We start from the raw sequence: 26,518 nt of genomic DNA, 5'->3' as shown, positions 1-26,518 counted from the left end.
GCTTGCCTCAGATTCCTTCCGCGGCGAAGCGGGCCGCCGCGCGCGCCGCCTCGTCCATGGTGTTCTTAACCGTGATCATGGGGTGCCTCGCCTCGGCGAGGATCGCCTTGCCGACGTCGACGGAGTTGCCGTCGAGACGCACCACGATGGGGAGGCGGGCCTCCTCGCCGAGCATGTCGAGCGCGTTGACGATGCCGTTGGCCACGTCGCTGCACGCGGTGATCCCGCCGAAGATGTTGACGAACACGCTCTTGACCTGCGGGTCGCTCATGATGATGCGCAGGCCGTTGGCCATCACGCTGGCCGAGGCGCCGCCCCCGATGTCGAGGAAGTTGGCCGGGCGCGGCCTGCCGGGAAGCTCGGCGCCGGCGGCGGCCACCACGTCGAGGCTGCTCATCACGAGCCCCGCGCCGTTGCCGATCACGCCGATGCTGCCGTCGAGCTTGACGTAGTTGAGGTCCAGCTCGCGGGCCTGGCGCTCAAGGTCGACGTCCCCCGTACTGTCCTGGTACTGCGCCCACTCGGGATGCCGGAAGTCCGCGTTGGAGTCCAGCGTCACCTTGCCGTCCAGCGCGATGATGTCCCCCGAGCCCGTCCTGACCAGAGGGTTGACCTCCACGAGCGTGGCGTCGGACTCCTTGAAGACCCGCCACAGCTTCTTCAGCACCTCGATCACCCCGGCGTGGTCGGCGGGGAGGAAGCCCGCCTCCGCGACGATCCGCTGGGCCACCGCCCCGGAGATCCCCTCGACCGGGTCGAGCTCCATCTTGAGCAGCGCCTCCGGGCGTTCGACGGCGAGGGTCTCGATGTCCATGCCGCCCTCGATGCTGCACATGGCGAGGAATCCGCCGGCCGTGCGGTCGAGCAGGATGGAGAAGTAGAACTCCTCCGCGATGTCGGCGCCGGGGCTGATCATCACCGTCTCGACGATGTGGCCTTTGATGTCGAGGCCGAGGATCTCGCCGGCGGTCTTCACCACGGCCTCCTCGCCCCGGGCCAGCTTCACGCCGCCGGCCTTCCCACGCCCGCCTGTGCGAACTTGCGCCTTGATCACCACGAGGTCCGCCCCCAGCTCGGCGTAGGCCGAGCGGGCCTCCTCAGGGGTGGTGGCGATGCGGCCGGGGAGGACCGGGACGTCGAACTTCTCGAACAGATCGCGCGCTTGATACTCCAGGAGATCCACGTTGGTCCTTTTCGTTTGGTCGATCAAACTCCGCCAGACTACCCGGCGGGCAGAGGGAGCGGAAGGGACCGGAGACCGCCTCGCGTGGTTGTCCGCAGCCCAGGGGTAGGGTCCACGAACCACCTCGCGTGGTCTCGTGACGGCTCCTCGCCTGTCGGCTCGGGCCTCCTCGACCTGGCTCATGTTGTCCGTAGCCCAGGGGCAGGGTCCACGAACCACCTCGCGTGGTCTCGTGACGGCTCCTCGCCTGTCGGCTCGGGCCTCCTCGACCTGGCTCATGTTGTCCGCAGGGCGGACAACATGAGCTCATTTTGAGAGAATCCTGAGAACTGTTAAGGTTTCTCACGGAAGCCGCCAGACATCCAGAGGAGCCCGGTGAACGACGACACTTCAGTGCGCAACGCCCGTCGCGCAGCAGAGCTGTTCGACGACGTTGTCGAGATCGACGCTCACCCCGCCCGCCGCTCCACCGCTCCCCGCTTCGCCGTCAGCCGGCGCATCCTCGCGCTCGGCGTGGCCGGTGCGCTGTCGGTGAGCGCCCTGTTCGCCTTTGCCTTCACCTCGCGCGACAACGTCGACACCGCCGGTGAGTCCCTCGACGCGGCCGTCCCCGCCGCCGCTGCCTCCGCGGCCGCCGCCGGCTTCGCCGACCGCTCGCAGGAGGTCAGCCGGTCCGCCGTGCGGTCCAACCTGAGCGAGGCCGTCGCCGACGAGAACGCCAAGCAGCGCGAGGCCGCCCTCGGCGCCTCCGTCGAGTCCGCCGCCGAGGCCGAGTGGATGACCAGCTCCACCGAGCGCCAGCGCCTCATGGACGAGGACCTCGCCCTGGTCGCCGCCCAGAGCGCCAAGCTGAAGAAGGAGGCCGAGGAGGCCGCCAGGCGCCTGGAGGAGGCCAAGAAGGCCGCCGCCGCGGCAGCGGCCGGCAAGGCGAACCTCACCTCCGAGGACGTCACCAACCTCACCACCAAGGGCGGCTCGATGCCGGTCAAGTCCAACTACCGCATCGGCGCCGGCTTCGGCGCCACCGGCAGCTGGTCGCGCTACCACACGGGCCAGGACTTCCCCGCCCCCGTCGGCACCCCGATCTACGCGGCGGCCGCGGGCGTCGTGCTCAGCCCCACCGCCGGCGGCTGGGCGGGCATCAACGTGGTCATCCAGCACAGCAACGGCGGATCCACCCTGTACGCCCACATGAGCCGCAAGGTGGTCAGCTCCGGCCAGACCGTGAAGCCCGGCCAGCTGATCGGCTACGTCGGCACCACCGGACGCTCCTTCGGCGCCCACCTGCACTTCGAGTACTACAAGCCCGGCGTGACCCCCGGCGACGTGTACTCGGCCTCTAACCCGATGACCTTCCTCCGGTCGCTCGGCGTCAGCTGAGCGGGCCGGCGAGGCTCTAGAGCTTCTCCATCGGGGCGTGCTTGAGGCTGAGCCGCTTCGCACCGGCCGAGCCGAAGTCCACGTCCACCTTCGTGGCGTCGCCCACCCCGTGCACCGCCAGGACCGTGCCCATGCCGAAGCTGGCGTGCAGCACCCGGTCGTCCACCGCGACACTCATCACCGTCCGCACCGACCCGGTGCCTGAGCCGAAGCTCTGCACCGACGCGGACGTCTGCCGGTTGCGGGTGGCAGCCGAGCTGGCCCACGTCGTGGTCGCGGCCCCGGTCCGACGCCAGTCCAGCACGTGTGCCGGCACCTCCTCGAAGAACCGCGACGGCGGGTTGTACTGCGGCGCGCCGAACACCACCCGCACCTGCGATCGGCTGAGGTAGAGGCGCTTGCGTGCCCTGGTGATCCCCACGTAGGCGAGCCGTCGCTCCTCCTGCAGCTCGGCCGGGTCTGTCAGCGCGCGCATGTGGGGGAACATGCCCTCCTCCATGCCCGTGAGGAACACCGTGTCGAACTCCAGCCCCTTGGCCGTGTGCAGGGTCATCAGCGTCACGACGCCCTTGCCCTCCTCGTGGTCCGGGACCTGATCGGAGTCCGCGACCAGCGCGATGCGCTCCAGGAACGCCGCGAGCGAGTCGTCGGGCTCCGGCATTCCGGCCACCAGCCCTGACTCGACGCCGCCCTCGTCGAGGTCGACCGTGTTGGCCGCCGCCACGAACTCCGCCGCGACGGAGACCAGTTCGATGAGGTTCTCGATGCGGGTGAGGTCCTGCGGGTCGGTCGACGCCTCCAGCTCGGGGAGGTAGCCCGACTGCTTGAGGATCGAGGTCAGCACCTCGTCGGCCGGCCTGCCCTGAGCGACCATGGCCCGGTGCAGGTTCATCAGGTCGACGAAGCCCTGGATCTGCTTGGCGGACCTCGACGCCAGGCCCGGGGCCTCGGCGGCACGCTGCAGCGCGTCGAAGAAGCTGATCCGCTCGGCCGAGGCGAGGGTGGAGACCGCCGCGACCGCGCGGTCCCCGATGCCGCGCTTGGGCACGTTGAGGATCCGCCGCATGGAGACGTCGTCGGCGGGGTTGACGATGGCACGGAGGTAGCCGATGGCGTCGCGGATCTCGCGGCGCTCGTAGAACCGCACGCCGCCCACCACCTTGTAGGGCATGCCGACGCGGATGAACACCTCCTCGAAGGCACGCGACTGGGCGTTGGTGCGGTAGAACACCGCGGTGTCGCCGTACTGCGACTGGCCCGCGTCGCTCAGCCTGTCGATCTCGTCGGCCACGAACTGCGCCTCGTCGGTCTCCGTGTCGGCGACCCAGCCCACGATGAGCTCACCCTCTCCGAGGTCCGACCACAGCCGCTTGTCGCGGCGGCCCTCGTTGCGGGCGATCACCGAGTTCGCGGCCGTGAGCACGTTCTGCGTGGACCGGTAGTTCTGGTCGAGCACCACGGTGCGGGCGCCGGGGAAGTCCGCCTCGAAGTCCATGATGTTGCGGATGGTGGCCCCGCGGAAGGCGTAGATGGACTGGTCCGAGTCCCCCACCACCATCAGCTCGGCCGGCTCGACCAGCGGCGAGCCCTCCACCACGCCGGCCACGTCGCCCGCGCACAGCTCCCGCACCAGCGCGTACTGGGCGTGGTTGGTGTCCTGGTACTCGTCGACCAGCACGTGCCTGAACCGGCGGCGGTACTTCTCGCGCACGTCCGGGAAGGCCTGGAAGAGGTGCACGGCGGTCATGATGAGGTCGTCGAAGTCCAGCGCGTTGGCCGCGACCAGCCTCGACTGGTAGTCGGCGTAGGCCGCGGCGTACACCTTCTGAGGCGGGGAGGCCGCCTCCAGCGAGGCCCTCTCGTAGTCGATCAGCTCGTTCTTGAAGTTGCTGACGGCGTTCATCACCGCGCGCACCGGGTATCTCTTCGGGTCGAGCTCCTGGTCGCGGCACACCAGCGACATGAGGCGCTTCGAATCGGTGTCGTCGTAGATCGAGAAGGTCTTGCTGATGCCGAAGCGGTCGATGTCCTGCCGCAGGATGCGCACGCACGCCGAATGGAACGTCGAGACCCACATGAGCTTGGCCCGGTTGCCCACCAGCTCCACCACGCGTTCGCGCATCTCCGCGGCGGCCTTGTTGGTGAACGTGATGGCCAGGATGGATCCGGGATGCACGTCGCGTTGAGACACCAGGTGCGCAATCCTGCGGGTCAGCACCCGGGTCTTGCCCGATCCGGCCCCGGCCACCACCAGCACCGGGGAACCGGCGTGGAGCACGGCCTCACGCTGTGGCGGGTTGAGCCCCTCCAGCAGCTGTTCCTCGCTGACCTTCCTGGCCGAGGCATGCCTCTGGGGGCGCTCCTCGCCGGAGCGCTCGCGGGGCGGCTCGTCGGGTTGGAAGACGGCGAACAGATCGGGGAACAGTGAGTCACTCATGTCAGCGGCCAAGACTACCGTCCGCCCGGCGCCCGCCCCCGCCGATATGCTGGCGGGCATGCGTGACGCCTTTGCACGGGGGAGGGTCATCCTCGGCCGCCTCACCACTGCCGTGCTGCTGCTCCAGATCCTCTCCATGGTTGCCCTCACGCTCGTGGAGTCCCTGCGGAAGAAGAAGCGCAAGCTCCGCAAGTTCCCCATCACCAGGCCCGAGCCCATCGACGTCTCGGGCGACGAGGTGACGGTCTACACCTACGGCGAGCACGTCTTCGACGCCATGATCGAGGCCATCGACGGGGCCGAGGACCACGTGTTCTTCGAGACCTACATCTGGAAGGGCGACGCCGAAGGCGTCCGCTTCCGCAGCGCCCTGGCGAGGGCGGCCGAGCGCGGCGTGCGGGTGTACGTCGTGTGGGACGAGTTCGCCAACATGGTGGTGCCGCGCAGGTTCTACCGCGCCATCCCGGCCACCATCAACACCATGCCGCACCCGGCGTTCCCGCTGCCCTGGTCTCCCCGCAGCTGGGGCCGGGACCACCGCAAGCTCCTCACCGTCGACGGCCGGATCGGGTTCATCGGCGGGTACAACATCGGCTCGCTGTACGCCACGGGGTGGCGCGACACGCACGCAAGGGTCGTCGGGGAGGGCGTCGCCGAGCTGGAGAACGCGTTCGTCGACTTCTGGAACATGCACCCCAGCAAGGTCCGGGACCGGATCGAGCTGGAGACCCCGCGCGAGTGGGAGCCCACCGTCCGCGTGCACCGCAACACGCCCCGGATCCAGGTCTATCCCATCCGCAACATGTACCTCGAGGCCATCGACCGGGCCAGCCACCACATCTGGCTCACCCACGCCTATCTCATCCCGGACGACGACCTCGTGGGAGCCCTGCGCGACGCGGTGCGGCGCGGCGTGGACGTGCGCATCATCGTGCCGGCGCGCTCGAACCACGTGGTCGCCGACTGGTTGTCGCGCGGCTTCTACACCGAGCTCCTGCACTCGGGCATCAGGCTGTTCCTCTACCAGGGGGCCATGGTGCACTCGAAGACGGCCACCATCGACGGGAAGTGGTCGACGATCGGCACCGCCAACCTCGACAGGCTCAGCCTCCTCGGCAACTACGAGGTCAACCTGGAGATCACCGACGAGGCCGTGGCCGCCTACATGGAGGATGTCTTCCTCACCGACGAGTCGAACTGCATCGAGGTGAGCGAGGAGCGCTGGCGCGCGCGGTCGCTCGTCGCCAAGGGCACGGAGATGTTCCTGAGCCCCTGGCGACCTCTCTTCTGAGAGGTCAGACGAGGACCGCGACGGCGGCGTTGGCCAGGGTGAGGCCGAGGATGGCCCAGAACTGGCCGTCCGGGAGCGCCTCCTTGCGACGGTTCATGAACACCAGCACCGCGATGACCACGAGCACCGCCAGCTTCACACCCACCTTGACGTGGTTGACCGGATCCTCACCCATTTCGGCCAGGCCGACCAGCAGGACACCGGTGACCAGCTGGGTCAGCGAGCCGTGGACCATTGCCGCGTTGACGAGGCGGGTGGGACCCTTGATCTGGACAAAGGCACCACCGAACAAGGCGGCGAAACCGACAAGATGTAGTAGAACAAGCAGGCCATGAATCAATTCCATGACACGAGGCTATCCCACCTGGGGTAATACCTGAATTTGCCCCGAGTTCACCCGGAACAAATGGGCGGGGAGTTGTCGATCCGGGCCCTGTGGTGCATGCTGGACATATGGGAACAATCATTGCTTACATCGTCATCGGCCTCCTCGGCGGGGCCATCGCCAAGGCCATCCTCCCCGGCCGCCAGGGCGGGGGCTGGGTCGCCACCATGCTTCTCGGCATTATCGGCGCTTTCGTCGGCGGGCTCCTGGGCTCGCTGATCTTCGAGGGGAAGCTGGATCTGACCGGACCCACCTTCTCCATCGGCGGACTCGTCACTTCGGTGGTGGGAGCAATCATCGTGCTCCTCGTCTACGGCTGGATGCAGAAGCGCAAGGCCTGATCGCCTCAGCTCAATCAAAGGGGCGGTGCCGGATTCATTCCGGCACCGCCCCTTTTTTCCTGGTGTTTTCTTCAGATTCAGATCAGGTGCCGATCGGTGGCCCACTTGGTCAGTTGATGGCGATTTGACAACTGCAGTTTGCGCAGGACGGAAGAGACATGGGTCTCCACGGTCTTGATCGAGATGAAGAGTTCCCGCGCGACCTCCTTGTACGAATATCCCCGGGCGATCAGCTTCAGCACCTCCCGTTCCCGTGTGCTCAGCCGGTCCAGTTCCTCGTCGATGCTCGACATGTCGACCGCGCCGGAGAAGGCGTCCAGAACGAAGCCGGCCAGGCGCGGCGAGAACACCGCGTCACCGGCCGCCACGCGCGTCATCCCCTCGAGAAGCTCGTCGGAGCTGATCGACTTGGTCACATAGCCCCGAGCCCCTGCCCGGATCACCCCGATCACGTCCTGCGCGGCATCCGAGACCGAGAGCGCGAGGAACTTCACCTGTGGGCTGAGCGGCAGCACCTGCCTGATCACCTCGGCCCCGCCCCCGCCGGGCAGGTGCACGTCAAGGAGCACGACGTCAGGGGCGGTGCGCACGATGGCCTCCACGGCGCTGGGGACGTCCTCCCCTTCGCCGACCACCTCGCAGTGTGGGCCGATCTCGTGGCGGACCCCAGCCCGGAACATGGCGTGGTCGTCGACGATCACCACCCGCAGCGGTTGCTCTCCGGCAGTCTCGCTCATCCTCTGATCTCCACCTTCACCTCGGTGCCCTCATCGGGCCGGGAGCGGATGGTGGCGCTGCCCCCGTAGCGTTCCATCCGGGCCCGGATCGATTCTCGCACGCCCATCCGGCCTTCTGGAACGGCCTCGGGGTCGAAGCCCTTGCCCCGGTCACGGACGAAGACCTCGATGAGTCCCTCGTCCACCTCGGCGTAGACGTCGACCCGCGAGGCCCCCGAGTGCTTGGCGGCGTTCGTCACCGCCTCCCCCACGGCCAGCACCAACGCCTCGACTCGGTCGTTGACCTCCGCGTCGCCCACGCACACCAACTCCACGTCGACGGGGAAGTCCGCCTCGACGTCGGCCACCACCTCCCTCAGCGCCGAACGCAGCGACGAGGCGCGGGTGGACTCGCCGTACAGCCACGTGCGCAGCTCGCGTTCCTGGCGCCTCGCGAGGGCGGCCACCGTCGGCGCGTCGGTGGCCTGCCGCTGGATGAGCGCCAGGGTCTGGAGGACCGAGTCGTGCAGGTGGGCCGCCATGTCTGCGCGCGCCTCCGCGCGCAGCCTCTCGGCGTCGGCCTGCCGCAGGCGGCCGCGCTGCTGGTAGAGCCAGGGCGCCGCGACCACCAGCAGGCCGGCGAGGAGCACTCCGGAGGCCCCCAGCACGCCCGGCAGCTGGGCCAGGCCCACCTGCGTGGCGAGGATCCAGCTGGTGCCGGCACCCACCAGCAGCAGGCCGCCGACGAGCCGCACCACGCTCATCACGCCGCCCCCTCGGGTGACGCGGGCCCACAGGCCCGCGCGCGCGGTGCGCGGGGTGACGCGCTCATCGACCTGCAGCCAGATCACGATGACGCCGGTGCCGCCGATGACCATGGGCCAGAACAACCCGGTCGGGATCACCCCGCCCGAGACGAACAGCCACAGGAGCCCGACGACCGTCATCCCCCCGGCGACCAGAAGCCCCGAGTCCGCCATGGCCGGCTGCTCGAGGCGCCTGGGGCGCATCCCGGTCCGGGAGGCCGCCTCCAGGCCGACCGCCTCATCCCCGACGGCTCCACGGGGCATGAGGACCCAGAGCGCGCCGTAGGCCAGCACTCCCGCCCCGGAGAACAGGGACAGGACCAGGAACGCGAGGCGGACGTGGGCCACCTTCACGCCCAGATGCCCCGCCAGTCCGGAGGCCACACCGGCGATCACCCGGCCCTCAGGCTGACGGCGCAGCGGCGCGCGCGCGGGCGCGGTCGGTACCGGCAGCTGTGTCATGCCACCCAGCCTGACACGCCCGGACGGGACGGGCCAGGCATCCGGGCTCTTTCCAGGGTTGTCAGGGCCCCATCTCAGGTGCCCCTCAGGGGGTCACCCGATGGAAGGAAGGTCATCGTGCCGGGAGACTGGTGGCATGTCCACTGAGCTTGATCTGGGGTGGCTCGATCCGGGCCTTGGCGCGTTGCAGCGCCAGGAGTCGGGAATGGGCTCCGGCCTGTGCCGCGCCATCGCGACGCGCATGGGCATCGACGTGGTGCTGGTCCGGGTGGCGTTCGCCCTGCTGGCTCTCAGCGGAGGGCTCGGTGTCGCGCTCTACGCCTGGGGTACGGCGCTGACCCGCGGCGCCTCCGGGGTCCGCCCCATCCACTCCCTGCTGCCCTCCTTCGACGGCTGGAGCCCCACGGCGCAGAAGGCGGCGGTCATCCTGACGTCGCTCGCTGCTGTCGGCCTGGTCAGCTCCGTCACCCCGCTCCCCTGGGGGCCTGGCGTGATCCTGGTCGCGCTCTTCGTCCTGGCGCGGCGGGGCAGGCCCGCGGGTGCCTGGGTCCGTCCATCCACCGCGCCGGCCCCGACGCAAGCGCCCGCCGTGGCGACCGACGAGGAGCTGGTGGCGCAGTGGCGCCTCCGGATGACCTCTGTTGCGGGCACCGCGCGTGCACCTGAACCGCTCCCGGTCGTCGACCTCTACTCGCCCGAGCCGGCCGCGACACGCCCCAGCCCCCCGCGGCCCAAGGCGGCCTGGGCGATCGGCGTCGGCATCCTGGGCGTGAGCGCGGCGGCGGCCGCGGTCGGGGTGCTCGTCCTGGGAAGCCCCATGCTGGGCCTCGGCTCGGCGCTGATCGCCGCCGGCGCGCTCACGGCGCTGTACGCCGCCGTGGCCAGGACCAGGCGGGTGCCACGCCCGCTGCTGGTGGGACTGGTCGTCGCGACGATCGCCGCCGGCTGGCTGGCGCCGCGCGCCGCGTGGCCGTCCGACGCGACGCAGCCAGACGCGGCCGTCATGACGATCAGAACCGTCGCCGACGAGCGGGTCATCGACCTCCGCACCGAAGACCTCGCGGGCATCGACGAGGTGCGCATCGAGGCCATCGCCTCGGACGTCACCGTCCTCCTCCCCGGCCCGCCGCTCTCCGTGACCACCAACGAACTGCTCAGCGACGTGAGCGTCGATACCGGCAACTCCACCGCCGCGCCGCTCGATTTCGCCGTCACGGTTGACGCGACGCTTTCGGCGGTCACACTGGAGGAGAGAGCATGAACCGCCCACCCCTCGATCTGGCCGCCCTGGCCGTCGGCCTCGCCGCCGTCGGCTTCGGGATCGTGCTGATCGTCGCGCCGAGCCTCTCGGCGCCCTTCGTCCAACCGATCCTCGCCGTCATCCTCGTGGCCGCAGGCACGATCGGTCTCCTCTCCTCCCGCGGCCGCACGAATTCCCGAAAGGAACTCCCATGAAGCTCACCCGTCCCAGCACCGGCGCCATGATCGGCGGCGTCTGCGCAGGCATCGCGCGCTACCTCAACCTGGATGTGACGATCGTCCGGATCGCCTTCGTCCTGATCGCCGTCTTCGGCGGCAGCGGCATCCTGGCCTACCTGATCCTGTGGGCCGTCATGCCCAAGGACGAGGGCGGCTCGCTGGCGGAGGAAGGGTTCGACAAGGCCCGCCAGTGGTACGACACCCGCAAGAACGACGGCCCCAAGGAGCCCCCGTACAACATCTGAGCCGGGAGGCTACTCCCACTCGATGGTGCCCGGCGGCTTGCTCGTGACGTCGACGACCACCCGGTTGACCTCGGGGCATTCGTTGGTGATCCGCGAGGAGATCTTCTCGATCACCTCGTAGGGCAGCCGGGCCCAGTCCGCGGTCATGGCGTCGTCCGAGACCACGGGCCGCAGCACGATGGGGTGGCCGTACGTGCGCCCATCCCCCTGCACCCCGACGGACCTGACGTCCGCGAGGAGCACCACGGGGAACTGCCAGATCGCCCGCTCGAGCTTGGCCTCGGCCAGTTCGTGGCGGGCGATCGCGTCCGCCTGGCGCAGGATCTCCAGCCGGTGCTCGGTGACCTCACCGATGATGCGGATGGCCAGCCCCGGGCCGGGGAACGGGTGCCTCCAGACCATCTCCTCCGGCAGCCCCAGCTGCTCCCCCACCGCGCGCACCTCGTCCTTGAACATCTGGCGCAGCGGCTCGATCAGGGTGAACTGGAGGTCGTCGGGGAGGCCGCCCACGTTGTGGTGGCTCTTGATGTTGGCGGTGCCCTCACCGCCGCCGGACTCCACCACGTCCGGGTACAGCGTGCCCTGCACGAGGAAGTCCACCCCCCGGTCGCCGGCCAGGTCCCGCGCCGCGGCCTCGAACGTGCGGATGAACTCCCGCCCGATGATCTTGCGCTTCTCCTCCGGATCCGTCACGCCGGCCAGCGCACCGAGGAACCGGTCCCGCTCGTCGGCGACGACCAGGTCCACGCCGGTGGCGGCCACGAAGTCCTGCTTCACCTGCTCGGCCTCGCCCTCGCGCAGCAGCCCGTGGTCGACGAAGACGCACGTGAGCTGAGAGCCGACGGCCCGCTGGACCAGCGCGGCCGCGACGGCGGAGTCCACCCCGCCCGACAGGCCGCACAGCACCCGCCGGTCACCGACCTTCGCGCGCACCGCGTCGATGCTCTCGGTGACCATGTTCTCGGCGGTCCAGTCCGGGGAGAGATCGGCGATGTTGAACAGGAAGTGCTCCAGCACCTGCTGGCCCCACTGCGAGTGCAGCACCTCGGGGTGCCACTGCACTCCCGCCAGCTTGCGGGTGAGGTCCTCGAACGCCGCCACGGGCGCGCCCGCGGTGCGGGCGAGGACGCGGAAGCCCTTCGGCGCGCGGCTGACCGAGTCCCCGTGGCTCATCCACACGTTCAGCGTGTTGGGCAGGCTCCCCAGCAGGCATCCGCCGTCGTGGATGGACAGCGAGGTCCGGCCGTACTCCCGTTGACCGGTCTTGGCGACGGTGCCGCCCAGCGCCTCGGCCATCACCTGGAAGCCGTAGCAGATGCCCAGCACCGGGATGCCGGCCTCGAGGATGCGGGTGTCCAGCTTCGGCGCCCCCTCCTCGTACACCGACGACGGACCGCCGGAGAGGATGATGGCGGCCGGGCGCTGCGCGAGGATGGCGTCCGCGTCGAGGGCGGAGCTGACGATCTCGGAGTACACGGATGCCTCGCGGACGCGACGCGCGATGAGCTGCGCGTACTGCGCCCCGAAGTCGACGACGAGAACCTTCTCGTGCTGGGCAGTCATGCGGCTGAGTCTATTGCTTTTCGCCCGTGATGCATTTCCGCCCGCCCCGCGGGAATATCCGACGGGTGGGCGAGGTTGGCCACGGCATGAACATTTACTCTGACGTGACACAGCTCATCGGCCGCACGCCGCTGGTGAAGCTCAACCGCATCGCCGGCGACAACGCGACCGTGCTGGCCAAGCTCGAGTTCTACAACCCGGCCAACTCGGTCAAGGACCGCATCGGCGTGTCGATCATCGACGCGGCGGAGGCCTCCGGTCAGCTGCAGCCCGGCGGCACCATCGTCGAGGGCACCTCCGGCAACACGGGCATCGCGCTGGCCATGGTGGGCGCGGCGCGCGGCTACAAGGTGGTGCTGACCATGCCGGAGACGATGTCGCTGGAGCGGCGCGCCCTGCTCAAGGCCTACGGGGCCGAGCTGGTGCTGACGCCCGGCCCGCAGGGCATGCGCGGCGCGGTCGAGAAGGCCGAGGAGATCGCGGCCGAGCGCGGCGGCGTGCTCGCCCGCCAGTTCGCCAACCCCGCCAACGTCGAGATCCACCGCAAGACCACCGCCGAGGAGATCTGGAACGACACCGACGGCACCGTCGACATCGTCGTCGCGGGCGTCGGCACCGGCGGCACCATCACCGGCGTCGGCCAGGTGCTCAAGGAGCGCAAGCCCGAGGTGAAGATCGTGGCCGTGGAGCCGCAGGAGTCCCCCATCCTGTCGGGCGGTCAGCCCGGCCCGCACAAGATCCAGGGCATCGGCGCCAACTTCGTGCCGGAGATCCTTGACCGCTCCGTCATCGACGAGGTGCTCCCCCGCAACATCGACCAGGCCGTCGAGTACGCGCGCCGCGCCGCCCAGGAGGAGGGCCTGCTCGTGGGCCTGTCCTCGGGTGCGGCCCTGTCCGCCGCCATCGAGGTGGCGGCCCGCCCCGAGAACGCCGGTAAGACCATCGTGGTGATCATCCCGTCGTTCGGCGAGCGCTACCTCTCCACCGTCCTGTTCGAGGGCCTGCTCGAGAAGTGACCCGTCCGGAAGGGGGCGTCCCGCGTGCGGGGCGCCCCCTTCCGCGTCCCCGCCTCACTAAGCTGGCGCCATGCGCATCGTCATCACCGGGGCCTCCGGCAAAGCCGGCCAGGCCACCCTCCGCCACTTCGTCGACACCGCCCACGAGATCGTCGCCACGGACGTGGCCGGCCGCCCCGACTGGTACACGGGCAGGTTCTACCGGGCGGACCTGACCCAGTTCGGCGAGGCGATGGACGTGCTCGCCGGCGCGGACGCCGTCATCCACCTGGCCAACATCCCGGCGGACTGGATCCACACCGACTCGCACACCCTCAACGCCAACATGGCCATGAACAACAACGTTTTCATGGCCGCGTGGAAGCTCGGGCTCAAGCGCGTGGTCTACGCCTCGAGCGAGACCACCCTGGGGCTGCCGTTCGACGAGGTGCGCTACGTCCCCGTCGACGAGGACCACTACCCCCTGCCCAACTCGACGTACTCGTTGTCGAAGGTGATGACCGAGACGATGGCCGAGCAGGTGTCGCGGTGGGCCGGCATCCCGTTCATCGGGCTGCGTCTCTCCAACATCTTCACGGTGGAGGACTACGCCCAGCAGCCGGCGTTCGCCAAGGATCCCGAGGCCCGCCGCTGGAACCTCTTCGGCTACATCGACGCGCGGGACGTGGCCCAGTCCTGCGAGGACGCCCTCACGGCCAGCCTGTCCGGCTCGCACGCCTTCGTAATCGCCGCGGACGACATCATCCTGGACATGCCCAGCCGCGAGGCTCTGGCGGCGATCCACCCCGGCCTCGAGGTGCCCGACAGCGTCGCCGAGTTCGGCACCCTGCTCAGCAACCGGGCCGCGAAGGAGCAGATGGGCTTCGCCCCCAAGCACTCCTGGCGCGACGAGGTGATCAGCGGCTGAGCGCCTGCGCGGCGCGCTCCCCCGAGGCGAGAGCGTCCTGGATGGAGGCGCCCGGCAGGTCGTCGGCCACCACCACCCCCGCGGGCACGGGCTTCAGGGCGTGTGCCCCGGGCCGCATCGCGGGGAGCGCGGACGCGATGTCGTGGCGCCGGAGCAGGCGCCAGCGCCCGGCGTCGCCGCCGAGCACGTCGCCCGCCTCCCTGGCCGCGGCGGCGTCGTCCAGGCCGTGGGCGCCCACGGCGCTGGCCTGAATGAGGTGCTGCCCGGCGGGGGCGTAGGACGGCACGACGTTGGACTGGACGCAGGCGTTGGCCAGCCTTGCGCCGTCGCGCAGGTCGAGGTGCAGGAAGGGCGACCTGGTGGGCGCCTCGTCGGCACCGAACCACCAGGTGGTCACGCCGAGCATGGCCGGCGCCGGGAGGCCGAGCAGCGCGGCGTTTCCGGGCGGCCCCGCCGCGAGCACCACGGCGTCCGCCCGCTCCTCGGACCCGTCCGCCAGGCTCACCGACACCCCGTCGGCCCCCGGGACGACCGCCGTGACCGGGGAGCCCAGCCGGATCCGACCCTTGAGCGCCTCGGCGAGCTGCAGCGGCACGGCCGTCATGCCCTGAGCCGGGACCCCCGGGGTGGAGAGGGCGAAGAAGCCCGCCAGCCTCCGCACCTGGCCCGACGACGTACTCCCGGACGGGTCCAGGGTCACCCCGGAGAAGAACCGCTCCACCACGCGACGGGTTGCGGGCGAGAACCCGGCAGCGTCGAGCGATGCGCTGAGGGTGGCGTCGGGGTCACCGGAGGCCCGCACCCAGCGGGCCAGGGCGCCGAGGTCCGCGCCGGTGAGCGGGCCGCGCAGCATGCCCGCCGCGTGCGTGGGGTGTCGGGTGGGGTCCGCCAGGACGGACAGGCCGTCCTCGGTGCGAAGCGCCGCCCCCCGGCCGAAGCGGTGCAGGTCCAGCCTGCCCATGTCGAGCGCGCGACGGGCCGCGGGGTAGAGCGGGTTGAGCAGTTGGAAGCCGCGGTCGAGGCGGAACCCGTCCACCACGTCAGTGGCGACGCGCCCCCCGATGCCCTCGGAGGCCTCGAGCACGGCGACGTCCCGGCCGGCGGCCACAAGCAGCCCCGCGGCCCTGAGGCCGGCCAGCCCCGCGCCGACGACGATGATCCTGGACACGGGCTCAGCCCTCCCCGCGCGCGATCTTGTCGTGGTGGCGGACCACCTCGGCGACGATGAAGGTGAGGAACTTCTCGGCCAGTTCCGGGTCGAGGTCGGCGTCGACCGCGAGCGCGCGGAGGCGCGCGATCTGCTGCGCCTCACGCACCGTGTCCGCGGCGGGCAGGCCCGCCCGGGCCTTGAGCTCCCCCACCCGTTGCGTGACCTTGAAGCGCTCGGCCAGCAGGTGGATGAGGGCGGAGTCCATGTTGTCGATGCTTCCGCGCAGGCGCTTCAGCTCGGTCAGTGCGTCGTCCATCGGCGCTCCTCGGGCTCAGTGGAGGATCAGGTCGATCCTCTGGAAGGACTTGAGGTCTGTGTATCCGGTCAGCGCCATGGCCTTGCGCAGGCCGCCGGCCAGGTTCATGGTGCCGTCCGGAACCCGCGACGGCCCAAGCACGACCTCTTCCAGCGTGCCGACCTGCTCGAAGAACGAGCGCTCGCCGCGCGGGAGGCGCGCGTGCCACGCCTCGCTGCCCCAGTGCCAGCCGCGGCCGGGGGCCTCCGTGGCGCGGGCCAGCGGGGAGCCCACCATGACGGCGTCCGCGCCGCAGGCGATGGCCTTGGCGATGTCCCCCGAGCGCCCCACCGCGCCGTCGGCGAGGATGTGCACGTAGCGGCCGCCTGACTCCTCCAGGTAGTCGCGGCGCGCCTCGGCCACGTCCGCCACCGCGGAGGCCATGGGCACCTCGATGCCGAGCACCGACGCGGTGGTGTGCGTCGCGCCGCCGCCGAAGCCGACCAGCACGCCCGCGGCGCCGGAACGCATCAGGTGCAGCGCCGCGCGGTAGGTGGCGACGCCGCCGACGAGCACCGGCACGTCGAAGCGGTAGATGAACTCCTTGAGGTTGAGCGTGTCCTGACCGCCCACGTGCTCGGCCGAGACGGTGGTGCCCCGCACTACGAAGAAGTCCATGCCGGCCTTCTCCAGGACGGGGGCGAACTCCAGGGTGCGGGCGGGCGACAGCGAGCCGGCGACGGGGACCCCGGCTGCGCGGATCTCGGCCAGCCGGTCCCGGATCAGCTCCGCCTTGACCGGCTCGGCGTAGATCTCCTGCAGGCGCTTGGTGGCCGTCACCTGGTCCGACTGCTGGGTGATCCGCTCGTACTGCGCCTGCGGGTCCTCGTAGCGGGTCCAGAGGCCCTCGAGGTTCAGCACGCCGAGCCCGCCGAGCTGGCCCATCCGGATGGCGGTGGACGGCGACATGACCGAGTCCATGGGCGCGCCGACGATGGGCATGCCGAAGGTGACCGCGTCGATCTTCCAGCTGAGGTCCACCTCGTCCTCGCCGCGGGTGCGGCGGGCGGGCGCGATGGCCACATCGTCGAAGGAGTAGGCCTGGCTGGCGCGCTTGCTGCGTCCGAGCTCGTACATGGGGGAGATCTCCTTGGCGCTTAGCGCGACCAGTAGTTGGGTGCCTCGGCGGTGAGCTGAATGTCGTGCGGGTGAGATTCTCGCAGACCCGCCGACGTGATGCGCACGAACCGTCCACGCTCCTGCAGCTCGGCGATGGAGCCGGCGCCCGAGTAGAACATGGACTGGCGCAGCCCTCCCACGAGCTGGTACGCGACCGCAGACAGCGGGCCCCGGTATGCCACCTGGCCCTCGATGCCCTCCGGGATCAGCTTGTCGTCCGAGGTGACGTCGCCCTGGAAGTAGCGGTCCTTGGAGTACGAGGCCTTGCGCCCCCGTGCCGCCATGGCGCCCAGGGAGCCCATGCCGCGGTAGCTCTTGAACTGCTTGCCGTTGATGAACACCAGCTCGCCGGGGCTCTCCTCGCAGCCCGCGAGCAGCGAGCCGAGCATCACCGACGACGCGCCGGCGACGATGGCCTTGGCGATGTCACCGGAGTACTGGAGGCCACCGTCGCCGATGACGGGCACGCCCGACGGGCGGCAGGCCCGGGCGGCGTCGTAGATGGCCGTGACCTGTGGCACGCCGACGCCGGCCACCACGCGCGTGGTGCAGATGGAACCCGGCCCCACGCCCACCTTGACGCCGTCGGCCCCTGCCTCCACCAGCGCCTTCGCGCCAGCGTAGGTGGCCACGTTGCCGCCGATGATGTCCACGCCGGCTGCCGCGGGCTCGGCCTTGAGCCGCTTGATCATGTCCACGACGCCCTTGGAGTGGCCGTGGGCCGTGTCGACGATGATGACGTCAACGCTCTGCTCGACCAGCGCCATGGCCCGCTCCCACGAGTCGCCGAAGAAGCCCACCGCCGCCCCCACGCGGAGCCTGCCCTGCTCGTCCTTGGCGGCGTTGGGGTACTTGTCCGCCTTGACGAAGTCCTTGAGGGTGATGAGGCCCTTGAGCCTGCCGTCGGCGTCCACGATGGGCAGCTTCTCCACCTTGTGCCGGGCCAGCAACCCCAGCGCCTCCTCGCCGGAGACGCCCACGGGGGCGGTGACCAGGGGCATGCGGGTCATGACCTCGCCGACGGGGCGGGAGGGATCGTCCTCGAAGCGCATGTCACGGTTGGTGATGATGCCCACCAGGGTGCCGTCCGCCTCGACGACGGGGGTGCCGGAGATCCGGTAGGTGGCACAGATCTCGTCCACCTCGCCGATGGTCGCCTGGGGGCTGACGGTGATCGGGTCGCTGACCATCCCGGCCTCGGAGCGCTTCACCTGGTCCACCATCTGCGCCTGGTCGGCGATGGACAGGTTGCGGTGCAGGATGCCGATCCCACCCTCGCGGGCCATGGCGATGGCCATGCGGGACTCGGTGACCGTGTCCATCGCGGCCGACGCCAGCGGGACGTTGAGCCTCACCCGGCGGGTGAGCTGCGTGCCGGTACTGACCTGGGAGGGGATGATGTCGGACTGGTTGGGCTGCAGCAGCACGTCGTCGAACGTGAGCCCTAGCGCCGCGAACGGCGCGGGAACCCCGGCTCCGGTCAGCTCGTCTTGCAACGGAACACCTCTCACTGGGTTGGTTGGCACCCCGAGTCTAGTCCGGAGCCGTCGCGGGTCAGAATGGCGGGCGTCGGCCTGTGGTGAACACGGAGTCCGGTCAGTGCCGGGCCCGGGGCGGGTCAGCCCGTCAAGCAGGGGGCGACCCGCACGGAAACGACGCACGGCGCCCCGGATGCCCCGGGGCGCCGTGCGTCGTGGAGTCGACTCAGTCGTCGGACTCGCGCTTGTCCACCACGAGGGTCTCGGTGGTGAGCAGCAGCGAGGCGATCGAGGCGGCGTTGGCGAGCGCGGAGCGCGTCACCTTCACCGGGTCGATGACGCCGTGCTCGACGAGGTTCTGGTACTCGTCGGTGCGGGCGTTGTAGCCGTGGCCGACCTCCATCTCCGCCACCTTGGTGGTGATGACGTAGCCGGAGACGCCGCCGTTCTCGGCGATCCAGCGCAGCGGCTCGAGCAGGGCCTTGGCCACCACGTCGACGCCCGCCTTCTCGTCGCCCTCGAGGCCCAGGTGGCCCTTGAGGACGGCGCCGGCGTGGATGAGGGCCGAGCCGCCACCGGCGACGATGCCCTCCTCGATGGCCGCACGCGTCGCGGACACTGCGTCCTCGATGCGGTGCTTCTTCTCCTTCAGCTCCACCTCTGTGGCGGCGCCGACCTTGATCACGCACACGCCGCCGGCCAGCTTCGCGATCCGCTCCTGGAGCTTCTCCCGATCCCAGTCGGAATCCGTGCGGGCCATCTCGGCCTGCAGCTGCGCAACGCGGCCGCTGACCTCGGCGTGCTCGCCGGCGCCGTCGACGATGGTGGTGTTGTCCTTGGTGACGACGATGCGACGAGCGCGGCCGAGCACCTCCAGGCCAACCTGGTCGAGCTTGAGGCCGACCTCGGGGGCGACGACCTGGCCGCCGGTGAGGATCGCGATGTCCTCGAGCATGGCCTTGCGGCGGTCACCGAAGGCCGGGGCCTTCACCGCGACCGACGTGAAGGTGCCACGGATCTTGTTGACCACGAGGGTGGACAGGGCCTCCCCGTCGACGTCCTCGGCCACGATGAAGAGCGTGCCCTTGGCGGCGATGACCTTCTCCAGCAGCGGGAGCAGGTCGTTCATCGACGACACCTTGCCGCTGTGGATGAGGATGTAGGGATCCTCGAGGATGGCCTCCATGCGGTCCGCGTCGGTCACGAAGTACGGCGAGAGGTAGCCCTTGTCGAACTGCATGCCCTCGGTGAACTCGAGCTCGGTGCCCATGGTGTTGGACTCGTCGACCGTGATGACGCCGTCCTTGCCCACCTTGTCGAACGCCTCGGCGATCAGGTCGCCGATCTGCTCGTCGCGGGAGGAGATGGTGGCCACCGAAGCCATGTCCGCAGTGGTGTCCACCGGGCGCGCGTTCTCACGCAGGCGCTCGACGACGGCCTCCACGGCCTTGTCCATGCCGCGCTTCAGGCCGATGGGGTTGGCCCCGGCGGTCACCGAGCGGAGGCCGGCGTGCACCATGGCCTGCGCCAGCACCGTGGCCGTCGTGGTGCCGTCACCGGCGACGTCGTTGGTCTTGGTGGCGACCTCCTTGGCGAGCTGCGCGCCCAGGTCCTCGTAGGGATCGTCGAGCTCGACCTCCTTGGCGACGGTCACGCCGTCGTTGGTGATGGTCGGAGCGCCCCACTTCTTGTCGAGCACCACGTAGCGGCCCTTGGGGCCGAGGGTCACCTTGACGGTGTTGGCGAGGATGTCCACACCGCGCTCGAGCGCGCGACGGGCCTCCTCGTCGAAAGCGAGAATCTTCGGCATGTGCTGGTCCTTACTTGCTGACGACGGCGAGGATGTCGCGGGCGTTCAGCAGGAGGTACTCCTGGCCGTCGTACTTGACCTCGGTGCCGCCGTACTTGGAGAAGATCACGACGTCGCCCTCGGCGACATCGAGGGGGACGCGGTTGCCCTTGTCGTCGATGCGGCCGGGGCCGGTGGCGATGACCTTGCCCTCCTGGGGCTTCTCCTTGGCGGTGTCGGGGATGACAAGGCCGGAAGCGGTGGTCTGGACGGCCTCAAGGGGCTGGATGAGGATACGGTCCTCAAGCGGCTTGATCGTGGTTGCCACGTCAAACACCTTTCTGTCATATCCGACCCGGGGGCCGGCTTGTAGGTCAGTGTGAAGTGGCCGGGCGTCGTCGCGGGTGCCGTCCGACCATTAGCACCCGACGTCGTCGAGTGCCAGCACTTACGTTATCCCGGGTTTAGCACTCAATCAAGCCGAGTGCCAGAGTCGGGTCATCCCCGACGCGCGACGATCGCCTTCGTGCCACCGGGAGTACGCGCGAGGATGATCGTCGCGGCCGCGCTCCCCTTCGGCCGCAGCTCGCGCCGCAGGGCGGCGGGGTCGACGTCGATCGCCCTCTTCTTGATCTCCAGGGTGCCGATGCCCCGCTCCCGGACGTAGCCGCGGAGAGCCTTGACCGAGTAGTCGAGCACGTCGAGGACCTGGAACCGGGTGGCCCACGGCGTCTCGACCGGATTGTCGGAGGTCAGGTAGGCCACGTGCGGGTCGAGCAGCCATGCTCCCGGCACCGCCTCCCCCACCAGGCCGGCCCTGATGGCGGCGCCGTCGGGCTCGTACACGTAGGCCCCCAGCCGGTCGACGGGGGGCGGCTGCGCGCCGTCGGCGGCCGTGAGCTCCAGCACGTCACCGCCGCTGAGCAGCACGGCCGAGCGACCCTCGGGCAGCCGGTTCCACAGCGACACCTCCACCACGTCACCGCCGTCGCTGACCCACGTGGCGCGCACGCCCCCGGGGATGAGCTCCTTGGGCAGGCCGGGCCCGAGCTTCACGCAGACGAACCGGGGTGAGGCCAGGTGGTCGAGCACCAGCTGCCAGGGCGGGGTGAAGTCGGCCACGTGCCACGTGCGGCCGCGGGCCGTGCGCCGGGCGGGATCCAGGAACACGCCGTCCGCACGGGGTACCGCCGACTCCTCGGCCCGGGCCACCTGAGCCGGCCCCGCCCCCACGAGCGCCAGATTCCACGACGCCGCCTCGACCGTCGCCGGGTCGGCGTCCACCGCGTGCACCTCCAGCCCCACCTCGGCGAACGCCATGGCGTCGGCGCCGATGCCGCAGCCGAGATCCCACACCGTCGCCACCCCCGCGGCGGCGAAGCGCGCGGCCCGCCATCGGCGGACCGTGTCCCGGGTGGCCTGCTCGAGCCCGTCGTGGGTGAAGAGCATCTCGTCGGCGCGCGCGAACTTGGCGCGGGCACGACGGCGCAGCGCCGCCTGCGTGAGCGCCCACGCCGCGTCCTCGGGGCCGAAGGCGGCCCGCAACCGGCCGGCCGCGCCCAGCGACGACGGGTCCGGCTCCAGCGCGGCGGCCGCAAGGGCGTCGAGCCGCGCGGGCGGGATCACGAGGAGTACCGCCAGCCCACGCTGTGGCCGCCGTCGTAGGGCAGGACGCCGTGGAACTGCGGCACCGACTCGTCGAAGACCAGGGGCAGGAAGTGCCGGTCCCCGTCCCACATCGGCAGCTCCATGACGGTGGCCACGTCGTGCCACGCCAGTGTGCCCTCAGGGTTCTCGGTGAACGGTTCGCCGTCGATGCCCGTGATGAGGAACACGAACCCGAACACGTCCCGGCCGTTGAAACCGGGCCAGGACACGGTGCCGCGCAGCTGCATCGACGTCACCTCGACGCCCGCCTCCTCGCGGATCTCGCGCCGCATCGCCGCGACCACGTCCTCGTCGCGTTCCACCTTGCCGCCCAGCCCGTTGAACTTGCCGAGCTGCTCGTCGTGCGCACGGGAGACCCGGTGGACGAGCAGCACTCGACGGCGGTCCGGGCTCACGATGTAGCCCAACGTCGTCAGCTCCGGCGAGTACGGCATGTCAGGACGTGGCGCGCGTGCCCCGGACGTCGTCGAAGTCCAGCTCGCGGGTGTCCAGTTCCACCACCTCGTCGCCCAGCGACTTCAGCAGCTCGTAGCGCGCCTCGCGGCGCTGCCGCTGCTCGATCGGGTCCGGCACCGGCGCCGCTGCCAGCAGCCGCTTGGTGTACTCCTCCTGAGGGTCGAGCAGCACCGTCTCGCGGGCGCCCTTCTCCACGATCTTGCCGTACTGCATGACGACGACGCGGTGGGCCAGCGAGTCGATGACGGCGAGGTCGTGGGAGATGAACAGGCAGGCGAACCCGAAGTCGCGCTGCAGCTCGGTGAACATCGCCAGCACCGAGGCCTGCACCGACACGTCGAGCGCGGAGGTGGGCTCATCCGCCACCAGCAGGTCCGGGCTGAGCGACAGCGCGCGCGCGATCGAGACGCGCTGGCGCTGGCCGCCGGAGAGCTCGTGCGGGTAGCGGTTGTACACCGTGCGCGGGAGCTGGACGGCGTCCAGGAGCTCGTGCACGCGGGCCTCGCGCTCCTTGGCGTTGCCCACCTTGTGGACGCTCATCGGCTCGGCGATGACGTCGCCGATCGGGAACCGGGGGTTGAGCGAGGCCGCCGGGTCCTGGAAGATCACGCCGATCCGCTTGCGCAGGGACTTGAGCTCGGCTCCCCGGAGCGCCAGCAGGTCCTGGTCGAGCACGCGGACCTCCCCGGACTTCGACGGGATGAGGCCCAGCAGCGCGCGACCGATGGTGGACTTGCCGGATCCGGACTCCCCGACGAGGCCGACGATCTCGCCGCGGCGCACGTCGAAGCTCACGCCGTCGACGGCGCGGAACGGCTTCTTGCCCGCGCGGTGGTACTCGACGACGAGATCGCGCACGTCGAGGGCCGCCTCGGAGGCGGGGTCCACCGGGTGCGGCGCCACGCCGAACTGACCGTGGCCCTCCCCCAGCCGCGGGACGGCCGCCAGCAGCCTCTTCGTGTACGGGTGCTGCGGCTGCAGCAGGACCTGCTCGACGGGGCCGCGCTCCACGATGGTGCCCTTGAACATCACGGCCACGTTGTCGGCCATGTCCGCCACCACGCCCATGTTGTGCGTGATGAGCAGGATGCCGGTGTTGAGCTTGTCCTTGAGCGAGCGCAGCAGGTCGAGGATCTCCGCCTGCACCGTGACGTCGAGGGCGGTGGTGGGCTCGTCGGCGATGATCACCTCGGGGTCGCAGGCCAGGGCCATGGCGATGACCACGCGCTGACGCATGCCGCCCGAGAGCTCGTGCGGGAACTGGTTCGCGCGGCGCTCCGCGTTGGGGATGCCGACGGCGTTGAGCAGGTCGACCGCGCGCCCCCAGGCGTCGCGGCCGAAGGCCACGCCGTGCACCTCCATGGACTCGGTCAGCTGCTCGCCGATCTTGATCACCGGGTTCAGCGCCGTCATCGGCTCCTGGAACACCATGGCGACGCGGTTGCCGCGCAGCGAGCGCAGCTGCCGCCCGGCCAGCTTCCCGACGCTCTGATCGGTGACGAGGGTGTCGCCCTGGATCCGCGCCGTCTTCGGCAGCAGGCCCAGCGCGGTCGTGGCGGTGACGGACTTGCCCGAGCCGGACTCGCCGACGCGGGCCATCACCTCGCCGGGCTCCACACTCAGCGTGATGCCCTTGACGGCGTGGACCGAGCCGAACTCGGTGCGGAACGTGACGTCGAGCTGGTCGAACTTCAGCACCGGGTTCTCACCGGTGAAGCGGGGGGTGGTGGTCATGGCGGTGCTCCTCAGTCCATCTGCTGACGGGGATCGAACGCGTCGCGTAGGCCGTCGCCGATGAAGTTGACGCACAGCGCCACCGCGACGATGAACACGCCGGGCCACCAAAACAGCCAGGGCCGGGTGCTCAACGCGTTCTGGTTCTCCGAGATCAGCAGGCCGAGCGACGTGTTCGGGGGCCGCACGCCGAATCCCAGGTAGGACAGGGCCGTCTCGACCAGGATCGCCGCGGAGATGAGCAGGGTGGCGTTGACGATGATGGTGCCCAGCGCGTTGGGCAGGATGTGGCGCACGATGATCCGCCACGGGGACGTGCCGACGGCACGGGCCGCGGCCACGAACTCACGCTCGCGCAGCGACAGCACCTCACCGCGGACCAGGCGGGCGAGACCCGTCCACGACACCAGCGCCAGCATGCCCGCCAGCGCGAAGATGCCGCCGACGTTGCCGGCCATGCGGCCGAGGACGGCCGCCAGCACCAGCGTCGGGATGATGATGAACAGGTCGGTGACGCGCATGAGGAACGCCTCCGCCAGGCCCCGGAAGTACCCGGCGGCCGCACCGACGAGCGTGCCGATGACGGTGGCGGCGATGCCCACGGTGAAGGCGATGGTCAGCGAGTTCTGCGTGCCGAGCATCACCAGCGCGAAGTAGTCCTTGCCGATGGTGCTCTGCCCGAACGGGTGCTCCCCGATGGAGAACGGCCAGAGCGTCAGCGTCGGCGCCCCACCGACCTCCTGGATCGGGTAGAGGTCGACGTGGTTCTTGCTCCACCAGCCGGGGATGGGACCGAAACCGATCGAGGTGATGGCCAGCAGCGCGATGAGGATGAGGATCGTGAGCGAGACCATCGCGCCCCGGTGCCGGAGGAACCGGCGCAGCACCAGGCGGCCCTGGGAGTAGGACTTGTCCGTCGTGCTCGTCTCGTCCGGCATGCTCTCGAGCTCGTAATCGGTCTCGTGGACCTCGTCGAGCTGGGCGGGGTTGTTCGTGTCAGTCATGGTGTGACCCTCACTTCCTAGCGGGCGATCCGCGGGTCGAGGATGGCGTAGGCGATGTCGGCCAGCATGTTCATGGTGACCGCGGCCGTGCCGGTGACCAGGTAGAAGGCCATGACCGGGGCGGGGTCGACGGCGGCGAGGCCGGTCCGGAACAGGTTGCCCATGCCCTGCCAGCCGAAGACGGTCTCGGTGATGACGGCGCCGCCGATGAGGCCGGCGAAGTCGAAGGCCACGATCGTGGCCAGCGGGATCAGCGAGTTGCGCAGCGCGTGGCGCGTGATCACCTTGCGCTCAGAGATGCCCTTGGAGCGCGCCGTGCGGATGTAGTCCTGGTTGAGCACGTCCAGCATCGAGGCGCGCGTGTAGCGCGTGTAGGAGGCGATCGAGATCAGCATGAGCGTGATGGTCGGCAGCACCAGGTGCGTGAGGGCGTCGATGGAGTGCATCCAGAAGGTTGACTCGTAGTTCGGCGTCATCGAGCCGATGGTGGGGATCGGCCTCGGCTGCTCCGTGAGGTACTGGGCCCAGTTGCTCAGCAGGAGGTCACTGATCGCCAGCAGCGAGGCCAGCAGCGCCGTGATGACGGACGCGAAGGTGGCCTGCCGGCGTGAGAAGCCACCGAGTAGCTGCCCCGCCGCGACACCGGCGGCGATGGCCGCGACGAAGCACAGCAGCAGCACCGGGATCGAGCCGTTGGTCATCAGGTAGCCGCGCACCGCGATGTAGCCCACCAGCGCGACGCCCGCGGTGGCGCCGACGGCGTTGCGCACCCGGTGGTTCTGGAACCCGGAGGTCAGCACGATCACCAGCGCGGCCGCGCCGAGGACGGCGAGCACGTAGACCGGGATGCCGATGGCGGGGCGCCGGAACCAGGTCACGGCGTCGAAGTAGATGAGGATGGCCGCGATGCCCGCCGCGACCGCGCCGAAGGTGATCAGCCGGCGCTTGAGGTCGCCGCCCATGGCGGCCTGGATGATGAACGCCAGCACCACCGCCACGCCGATGATCACCGGCCAGCTCAGGTCGGCGTCGACGATCCAGTTGTTGAACTCGATGGCCGCGTAGTGCTTGAGCAGAACGCCGAGCCAGAACACCGGCAGCGAGAACGCGATGAAGGCGAACAGGGTGACGCCGTAGTCGAATCCGCTGTACTGGCGGATGGCGGTCACGATGCCGAGGATGACGCCCGCCGCGATGGCCAGCAGCGATGCCAGGACCACCAGCCGCAGCGTCGAGCCGGCCGCGGTGGCGACCAGCGCGTTGACCGACTGCCCGTTGATCGCGGTGCCGAGATCGCACTGCCCGATCAGGCACTTCGATGCGCCCGTGACCCAGTCCCAGTACCGCTCGTACCAGGGCATGTTGAGGCCCATGTTCTCGATCCGCTGCTTGATCCGGTTCTCCCGGTTGGGGTCGTTCGACTCGCGCAGGTCCTGGAGGGGATCACCGGAGTTGATGACGAGCACGTACAGCAGCAGTGACCCCAACAGGAGGATCGCGAGCGAGATCCCCAGGCGTTTCGCAATGAACTTGAGCAAGATCGGTCCTCTGACA

At 70.0% G+C, this 26,518-nt stretch carries 25 protein-coding genes; 8 read left to right on the top strand and 17 right to left on the bottom strand.

Annotation, left to right across the window (positions count from 1 at the left end):
* Nucleotides 1–7: 7 nt before the first annotated feature.
* The gene (sucC, locus tag ACX1D3_RS07430) at nt 8–1,183 is read right to left on the bottom strand and encodes an ADP-forming succinate--CoA ligase subunit beta (protein ID WP_458996343.1); all 1,176 of its coding nucleotides are present in this window, start codon (nt 1,181–1,183) and stop codon (nt 8–10) included.
* A gap of 375 nt (nt 1,184–1,558) precedes the next feature.
* On the opposite strand from sucC, the gene ACX1D3_RS07425 reads away from it, so the two are divergent.
* Complete coding sequence (locus ACX1D3_RS07425; protein ID WP_458996342.1) at nt 1,559–2,563, top strand: M23 family metallopeptidase; 1,005 nt, start codon at nt 1,559–1,561, stop codon at nt 2,561–2,563.
* 16 nt (nt 2,564–2,579) lie between these two features.
* On the opposite strand, the gene pcrA is transcribed toward ACX1D3_RS07425, so the two are convergent.
* Nucleotides 2,580–5,000: a DNA helicase PcrA gene (gene pcrA, locus ACX1D3_RS07420; RefSeq protein WP_458996341.1), complete on the bottom strand. Its 2,421-nt coding sequence runs from the start codon at nt 4,998–5,000 to the stop codon at nt 2,580–2,582.
* Between the two features lie 58 nt (nt 5,001–5,058).
* On the opposite strand from pcrA, the gene ACX1D3_RS07415 reads away from it, so the two are divergent.
* Complete coding sequence (locus tag ACX1D3_RS07415; RefSeq protein WP_458996340.1) at nt 5,059–6,291, top strand: phospholipase D-like domain-containing protein; 1,233 nt, start codon at nt 5,059–5,061, stop codon at nt 6,289–6,291.
* 4 nt (nt 6,292–6,295) lie between these two features.
* On the opposite strand, the gene ACX1D3_RS07410 is transcribed toward ACX1D3_RS07415, so the two are convergent.
* Nucleotides 6,296–6,637, bottom strand: a complete 342-nt coding sequence (locus ACX1D3_RS07410; protein ID WP_458996339.1) for a hypothetical protein — start codon at nt 6,635–6,637, stop codon at nt 6,296–6,298.
* Nucleotides 6,638–6,744: 107 nt separating this feature from the next.
* Between ACX1D3_RS07410 and ACX1D3_RS07405 the strand changes: the two genes are divergently transcribed.
* Entirely contained in the window at nt 6,745–7,017 is a 273-nt protein-coding gene (locus tag ACX1D3_RS07405) for a GlsB/YeaQ/YmgE family stress response membrane protein (RefSeq protein ID WP_458996338.1), read from the top strand.
* A 77-nt stretch (nt 7,018–7,094) separates the two neighbouring features.
* Here ACX1D3_RS07405 and ACX1D3_RS07400 read toward each other — a convergent pair whose 3' ends face one another.
* Complete coding sequence (locus tag ACX1D3_RS07400; protein ID WP_458996337.1) at nt 7,095–7,754, bottom strand: LuxR C-terminal-related transcriptional regulator; 660 nt, start codon at nt 7,752–7,754, stop codon at nt 7,095–7,097.
* Nucleotides 7,751–9,001: an ATP-binding protein gene (locus ACX1D3_RS07395; RefSeq protein ID WP_458996336.1), complete on the bottom strand. Its 1,251-nt coding sequence runs from the start codon at nt 8,999–9,001 to the stop codon at nt 7,751–7,753. The genes ACX1D3_RS07400 and ACX1D3_RS07395 overlap by 4 nt, the downstream gene beginning before the upstream one ends.
* A 136-nt stretch (nt 9,002–9,137) precedes the next feature.
* On the opposite strand from ACX1D3_RS07395, the gene ACX1D3_RS07390 reads away from it, so the two are divergent.
* The 3 genes from ACX1D3_RS07390 to ACX1D3_RS07380 are packed head-to-tail and all read left to right on the top strand — an operon-like array spanning nt 9,138 to nt 10,725.
* Entirely contained in the window at nt 9,138–10,262 is a 1,125-nt protein-coding gene (locus ACX1D3_RS07390; RefSeq protein WP_458996335.1) for a PspC domain-containing protein, read from the top strand.
* Nucleotides 10,259–10,456, top strand: a complete 198-nt coding sequence (locus ACX1D3_RS07385; protein ID WP_458996334.1) for a hypothetical protein — start codon at nt 10,259–10,261, stop codon at nt 10,454–10,456. Before ACX1D3_RS07390 ends, ACX1D3_RS07385 begins: the two co-directional genes overlap by 4 nt.
* Nucleotides 10,453–10,725 (top strand): PspC domain-containing protein, encoded by a 273-nt coding sequence (locus ACX1D3_RS07380; protein ID WP_458996333.1) that lies wholly within the window; start codon nt 10,453–10,455, stop codon nt 10,723–10,725. The genes ACX1D3_RS07385 and ACX1D3_RS07380 overlap by 4 nt, the downstream gene beginning before the upstream one ends.
* 9 nt (nt 10,726–10,734) lie before the next feature.
* Here the strand turns inward: ACX1D3_RS07380 and guaA are convergent, their stop codons facing one another.
* Complete coding sequence (gene guaA / locus ACX1D3_RS07375) at nt 10,735–12,288, bottom strand: glutamine-hydrolyzing GMP synthase (RefSeq protein ID WP_458996332.1); 1,554 nt, start codon at nt 12,286–12,288, stop codon at nt 10,735–10,737.
* Between the two features lie 86 nt (nt 12,289–12,374).
* Between guaA and cysK the strand changes: the two genes are divergently transcribed.
* A complete protein-coding gene (gene cysK / locus ACX1D3_RS07370; protein WP_458996331.1) occupies nt 12,375–13,304 on the top strand; it encodes a cysteine synthase A in 930 nt (309 codons plus the stop codon).
* A gap of 70 nt (nt 13,305–13,374) precedes the next feature.
* Nucleotides 13,375–14,211, top strand: coding sequence for an NAD-dependent epimerase/dehydratase family protein (locus ACX1D3_RS07365; protein ID WP_458996330.1), 837 nt, complete (start codon nt 13,375–13,377; stop codon nt 14,209–14,211).
* On the opposite strand, the gene ACX1D3_RS07360 is transcribed toward ACX1D3_RS07365, so the two are convergent.
* The 11 genes from ACX1D3_RS07360 to ACX1D3_RS07310 form a co-directional block, all read right to left on the bottom strand.
* On the bottom strand, nt 14,201–15,379 hold the full coding sequence (locus tag ACX1D3_RS07360; RefSeq protein WP_458996329.1) for an NAD(P)/FAD-dependent oxidoreductase: 1,179 nt from the start codon (nt 15,377–15,379) through the stop codon (nt 14,201–14,203). The two genes, ACX1D3_RS07365 and ACX1D3_RS07360, sit on opposite strands and share 11 nt — an antisense overlap.
* Nucleotides 15,380–15,383: 4 nt before the next feature.
* A complete protein-coding gene (locus tag ACX1D3_RS07355; protein ID WP_458996328.1) occupies nt 15,384–15,677 on the bottom strand; it encodes a chorismate mutase in 294 nt (97 codons plus the stop codon).
* A 15-nt stretch (nt 15,678–15,692) separates the two neighbouring features.
* On the bottom strand, nt 15,693–16,793 hold the full coding sequence (locus ACX1D3_RS07350) for a GuaB3 family IMP dehydrogenase-related protein (protein WP_458996327.1): 1,101 nt from the start codon (nt 16,791–16,793) through the stop codon (nt 15,693–15,695).
* A gap of 20 nt (nt 16,794–16,813) precedes the next feature.
* Nucleotides 16,814–18,319, bottom strand: a complete 1,506-nt coding sequence (gene guaB / locus ACX1D3_RS07345) for an IMP dehydrogenase (RefSeq protein ID WP_458996498.1) — start codon at nt 18,317–18,319, stop codon at nt 16,814–16,816.
* Between the two features lie 220 nt (nt 18,320–18,539).
* Complete coding sequence (groL, locus tag ACX1D3_RS07340; RefSeq protein WP_458996326.1) at nt 18,540–20,123, bottom strand: chaperonin GroEL; 1,584 nt, start codon at nt 20,121–20,123, stop codon at nt 18,540–18,542.
* Nucleotides 20,124–20,133: 10 nt separating this feature from the next.
* The gene (groES, locus tag ACX1D3_RS07335) at nt 20,134–20,430 is read right to left on the bottom strand and encodes a co-chaperone GroES (protein ID WP_068750747.1); all 297 of its coding nucleotides are present in this window, start codon (nt 20,428–20,430) and stop codon (nt 20,134–20,136) included.
* A gap of 170 nt (nt 20,431–20,600) precedes the next feature.
* Entirely contained in the window at nt 20,601–21,728 is a 1,128-nt protein-coding gene (locus ACX1D3_RS07330) for a THUMP-like domain-containing protein (protein WP_458996325.1), read from the bottom strand.
* Complete coding sequence (locus ACX1D3_RS07325) at nt 21,725–22,204, bottom strand: NUDIX hydrolase (RefSeq protein WP_458996324.1); 480 nt, start codon at nt 22,202–22,204, stop codon at nt 21,725–21,727. The genes ACX1D3_RS07330 and ACX1D3_RS07325 overlap by 4 nt, the downstream gene beginning before the upstream one ends.
* A 1-nt stretch (nt 22,205) precedes the next feature.
* Nucleotides 22,206–23,960, bottom strand: coding sequence for an ABC transporter ATP-binding protein (locus tag ACX1D3_RS07320; protein ID WP_458996323.1), 1,755 nt, complete (start codon nt 23,958–23,960; stop codon nt 22,206–22,208).
* An 11-nt stretch (nt 23,961–23,971) separates the two neighbouring features.
* Nucleotides 23,972–24,964: an ABC transporter permease gene (locus ACX1D3_RS07315; RefSeq protein ID WP_458996322.1), complete on the bottom strand. Its 993-nt coding sequence runs from the start codon at nt 24,962–24,964 to the stop codon at nt 23,972–23,974.
* Between the two features lie 17 nt (nt 24,965–24,981).
* On the bottom strand, nt 24,982–26,502 hold the full coding sequence (locus tag ACX1D3_RS07310; protein ID WP_458996321.1) for an ABC transporter permease: 1,521 nt from the start codon (nt 26,500–26,502) through the stop codon (nt 24,982–24,984).
* Between the last annotated feature and the right edge of the window lie 16 nt (nt 26,503–26,518).

The sequence above is a fragment of the Tessaracoccus yangjingae genome, from assembly GCF_054483935.1.
This window is presented reverse-complemented; position numbering and strand designations above follow the sequence as displayed.

What these genes read in the sequence shown, in the direction of transcription:
- pcrA (WP_458996341.1), bottom strand. Translation starts at nt 5,000, where the DNA reads ATGAGTGACTCACTGTTCCCCGATCTGTTCGCCGTCTTCCAACCCGAC.
- ACX1D3_RS07415 (WP_458996340.1), top strand. Translation starts at nt 5,059, where the DNA reads ATGCGTGACGCCTTTGCACGGGGGAGGGTCATCCTCGGCCGCCTCACC.
- ACX1D3_RS07410 (WP_458996339.1), bottom strand. Translation starts at nt 6,637, where the DNA reads ATGGAATTGATTCATGGCCTGCTTGTTCTACTACATCTTGTCGGTTTC.
- ACX1D3_RS07405 (WP_458996338.1), top strand. Translation starts at nt 6,745, where the DNA reads ATGGGAACAATCATTGCTTACATCGTCATCGGCCTCCTCGGCGGGGCC.
- ACX1D3_RS07400 (WP_458996337.1), bottom strand. Translation starts at nt 7,754, where the DNA reads ATGAGCGAGACTGCCGGAGAGCAACCGCTGCGGGTGGTGATCGTCGAC.
- ACX1D3_RS07395 (WP_458996336.1), bottom strand. Translation starts at nt 9,001, where the DNA reads ATGACACAGCTGCCGGTACCGACCGCGCCCGCGCGCGCGCCGCTGCGC.
- ACX1D3_RS07390 (WP_458996335.1), top strand. Translation starts at nt 9,138, where the DNA reads ATGTCCACTGAGCTTGATCTGGGGTGGCTCGATCCGGGCCTTGGCGCG.
- ACX1D3_RS07385 (WP_458996334.1), top strand. Translation starts at nt 10,259, where the DNA reads ATGAACCGCCCACCCCTCGATCTGGCCGCCCTGGCCGTCGGCCTCGCC.
- ACX1D3_RS07380 (WP_458996333.1), top strand. Translation starts at nt 10,453, where the DNA reads ATGAAGCTCACCCGTCCCAGCACCGGCGCCATGATCGGCGGCGTCTGC.
- guaA (WP_458996332.1), bottom strand. Translation starts at nt 12,288, where the DNA reads ATGACTGCCCAGCACGAGAAGGTTCTCGTCGTCGACTTCGGGGCGCAG.
- cysK (WP_458996331.1), top strand. Translation starts at nt 12,375, where the DNA reads ATGAACATTTACTCTGACGTGACACAGCTCATCGGCCGCACGCCGCTG.
- ACX1D3_RS07365 (WP_458996330.1), top strand. Translation starts at nt 13,375, where the DNA reads ATGCGCATCGTCATCACCGGGGCCTCCGGCAAAGCCGGCCAGGCCACC.
- ACX1D3_RS07355 (WP_458996328.1), bottom strand. Translation starts at nt 15,677, where the DNA reads ATGGACGACGCACTGACCGAGCTGAAGCGCCTGCGCGGAAGCATCGAC.
- ACX1D3_RS07350 (WP_458996327.1), bottom strand. Translation starts at nt 16,793, where the DNA reads ATGTACGAGCTCGGACGCAGCAAGCGCGCCAGCCAGGCCTACTCCTTC.
- groL (WP_458996326.1), bottom strand. Translation starts at nt 20,123, where the DNA reads ATGCCGAAGATTCTCGCTTTCGACGAGGAGGCCCGTCGCGCGCTCGAG.
- ACX1D3_RS07325 (WP_458996324.1), bottom strand. Translation starts at nt 22,204, where the DNA reads ATGCCGTACTCGCCGGAGCTGACGACGTTGGGCTACATCGTGAGCCCG.
- ACX1D3_RS07320 (WP_458996323.1), bottom strand. Translation starts at nt 23,960, where the DNA reads ATGACCACCACCCCCCGCTTCACCGGTGAGAACCCGGTGCTGAAGTTC.
- ACX1D3_RS07315 (WP_458996322.1), bottom strand. Translation starts at nt 24,964, where the DNA reads ATGACTGACACGAACAACCCCGCCCAGCTCGACGAGGTCCACGAGACC.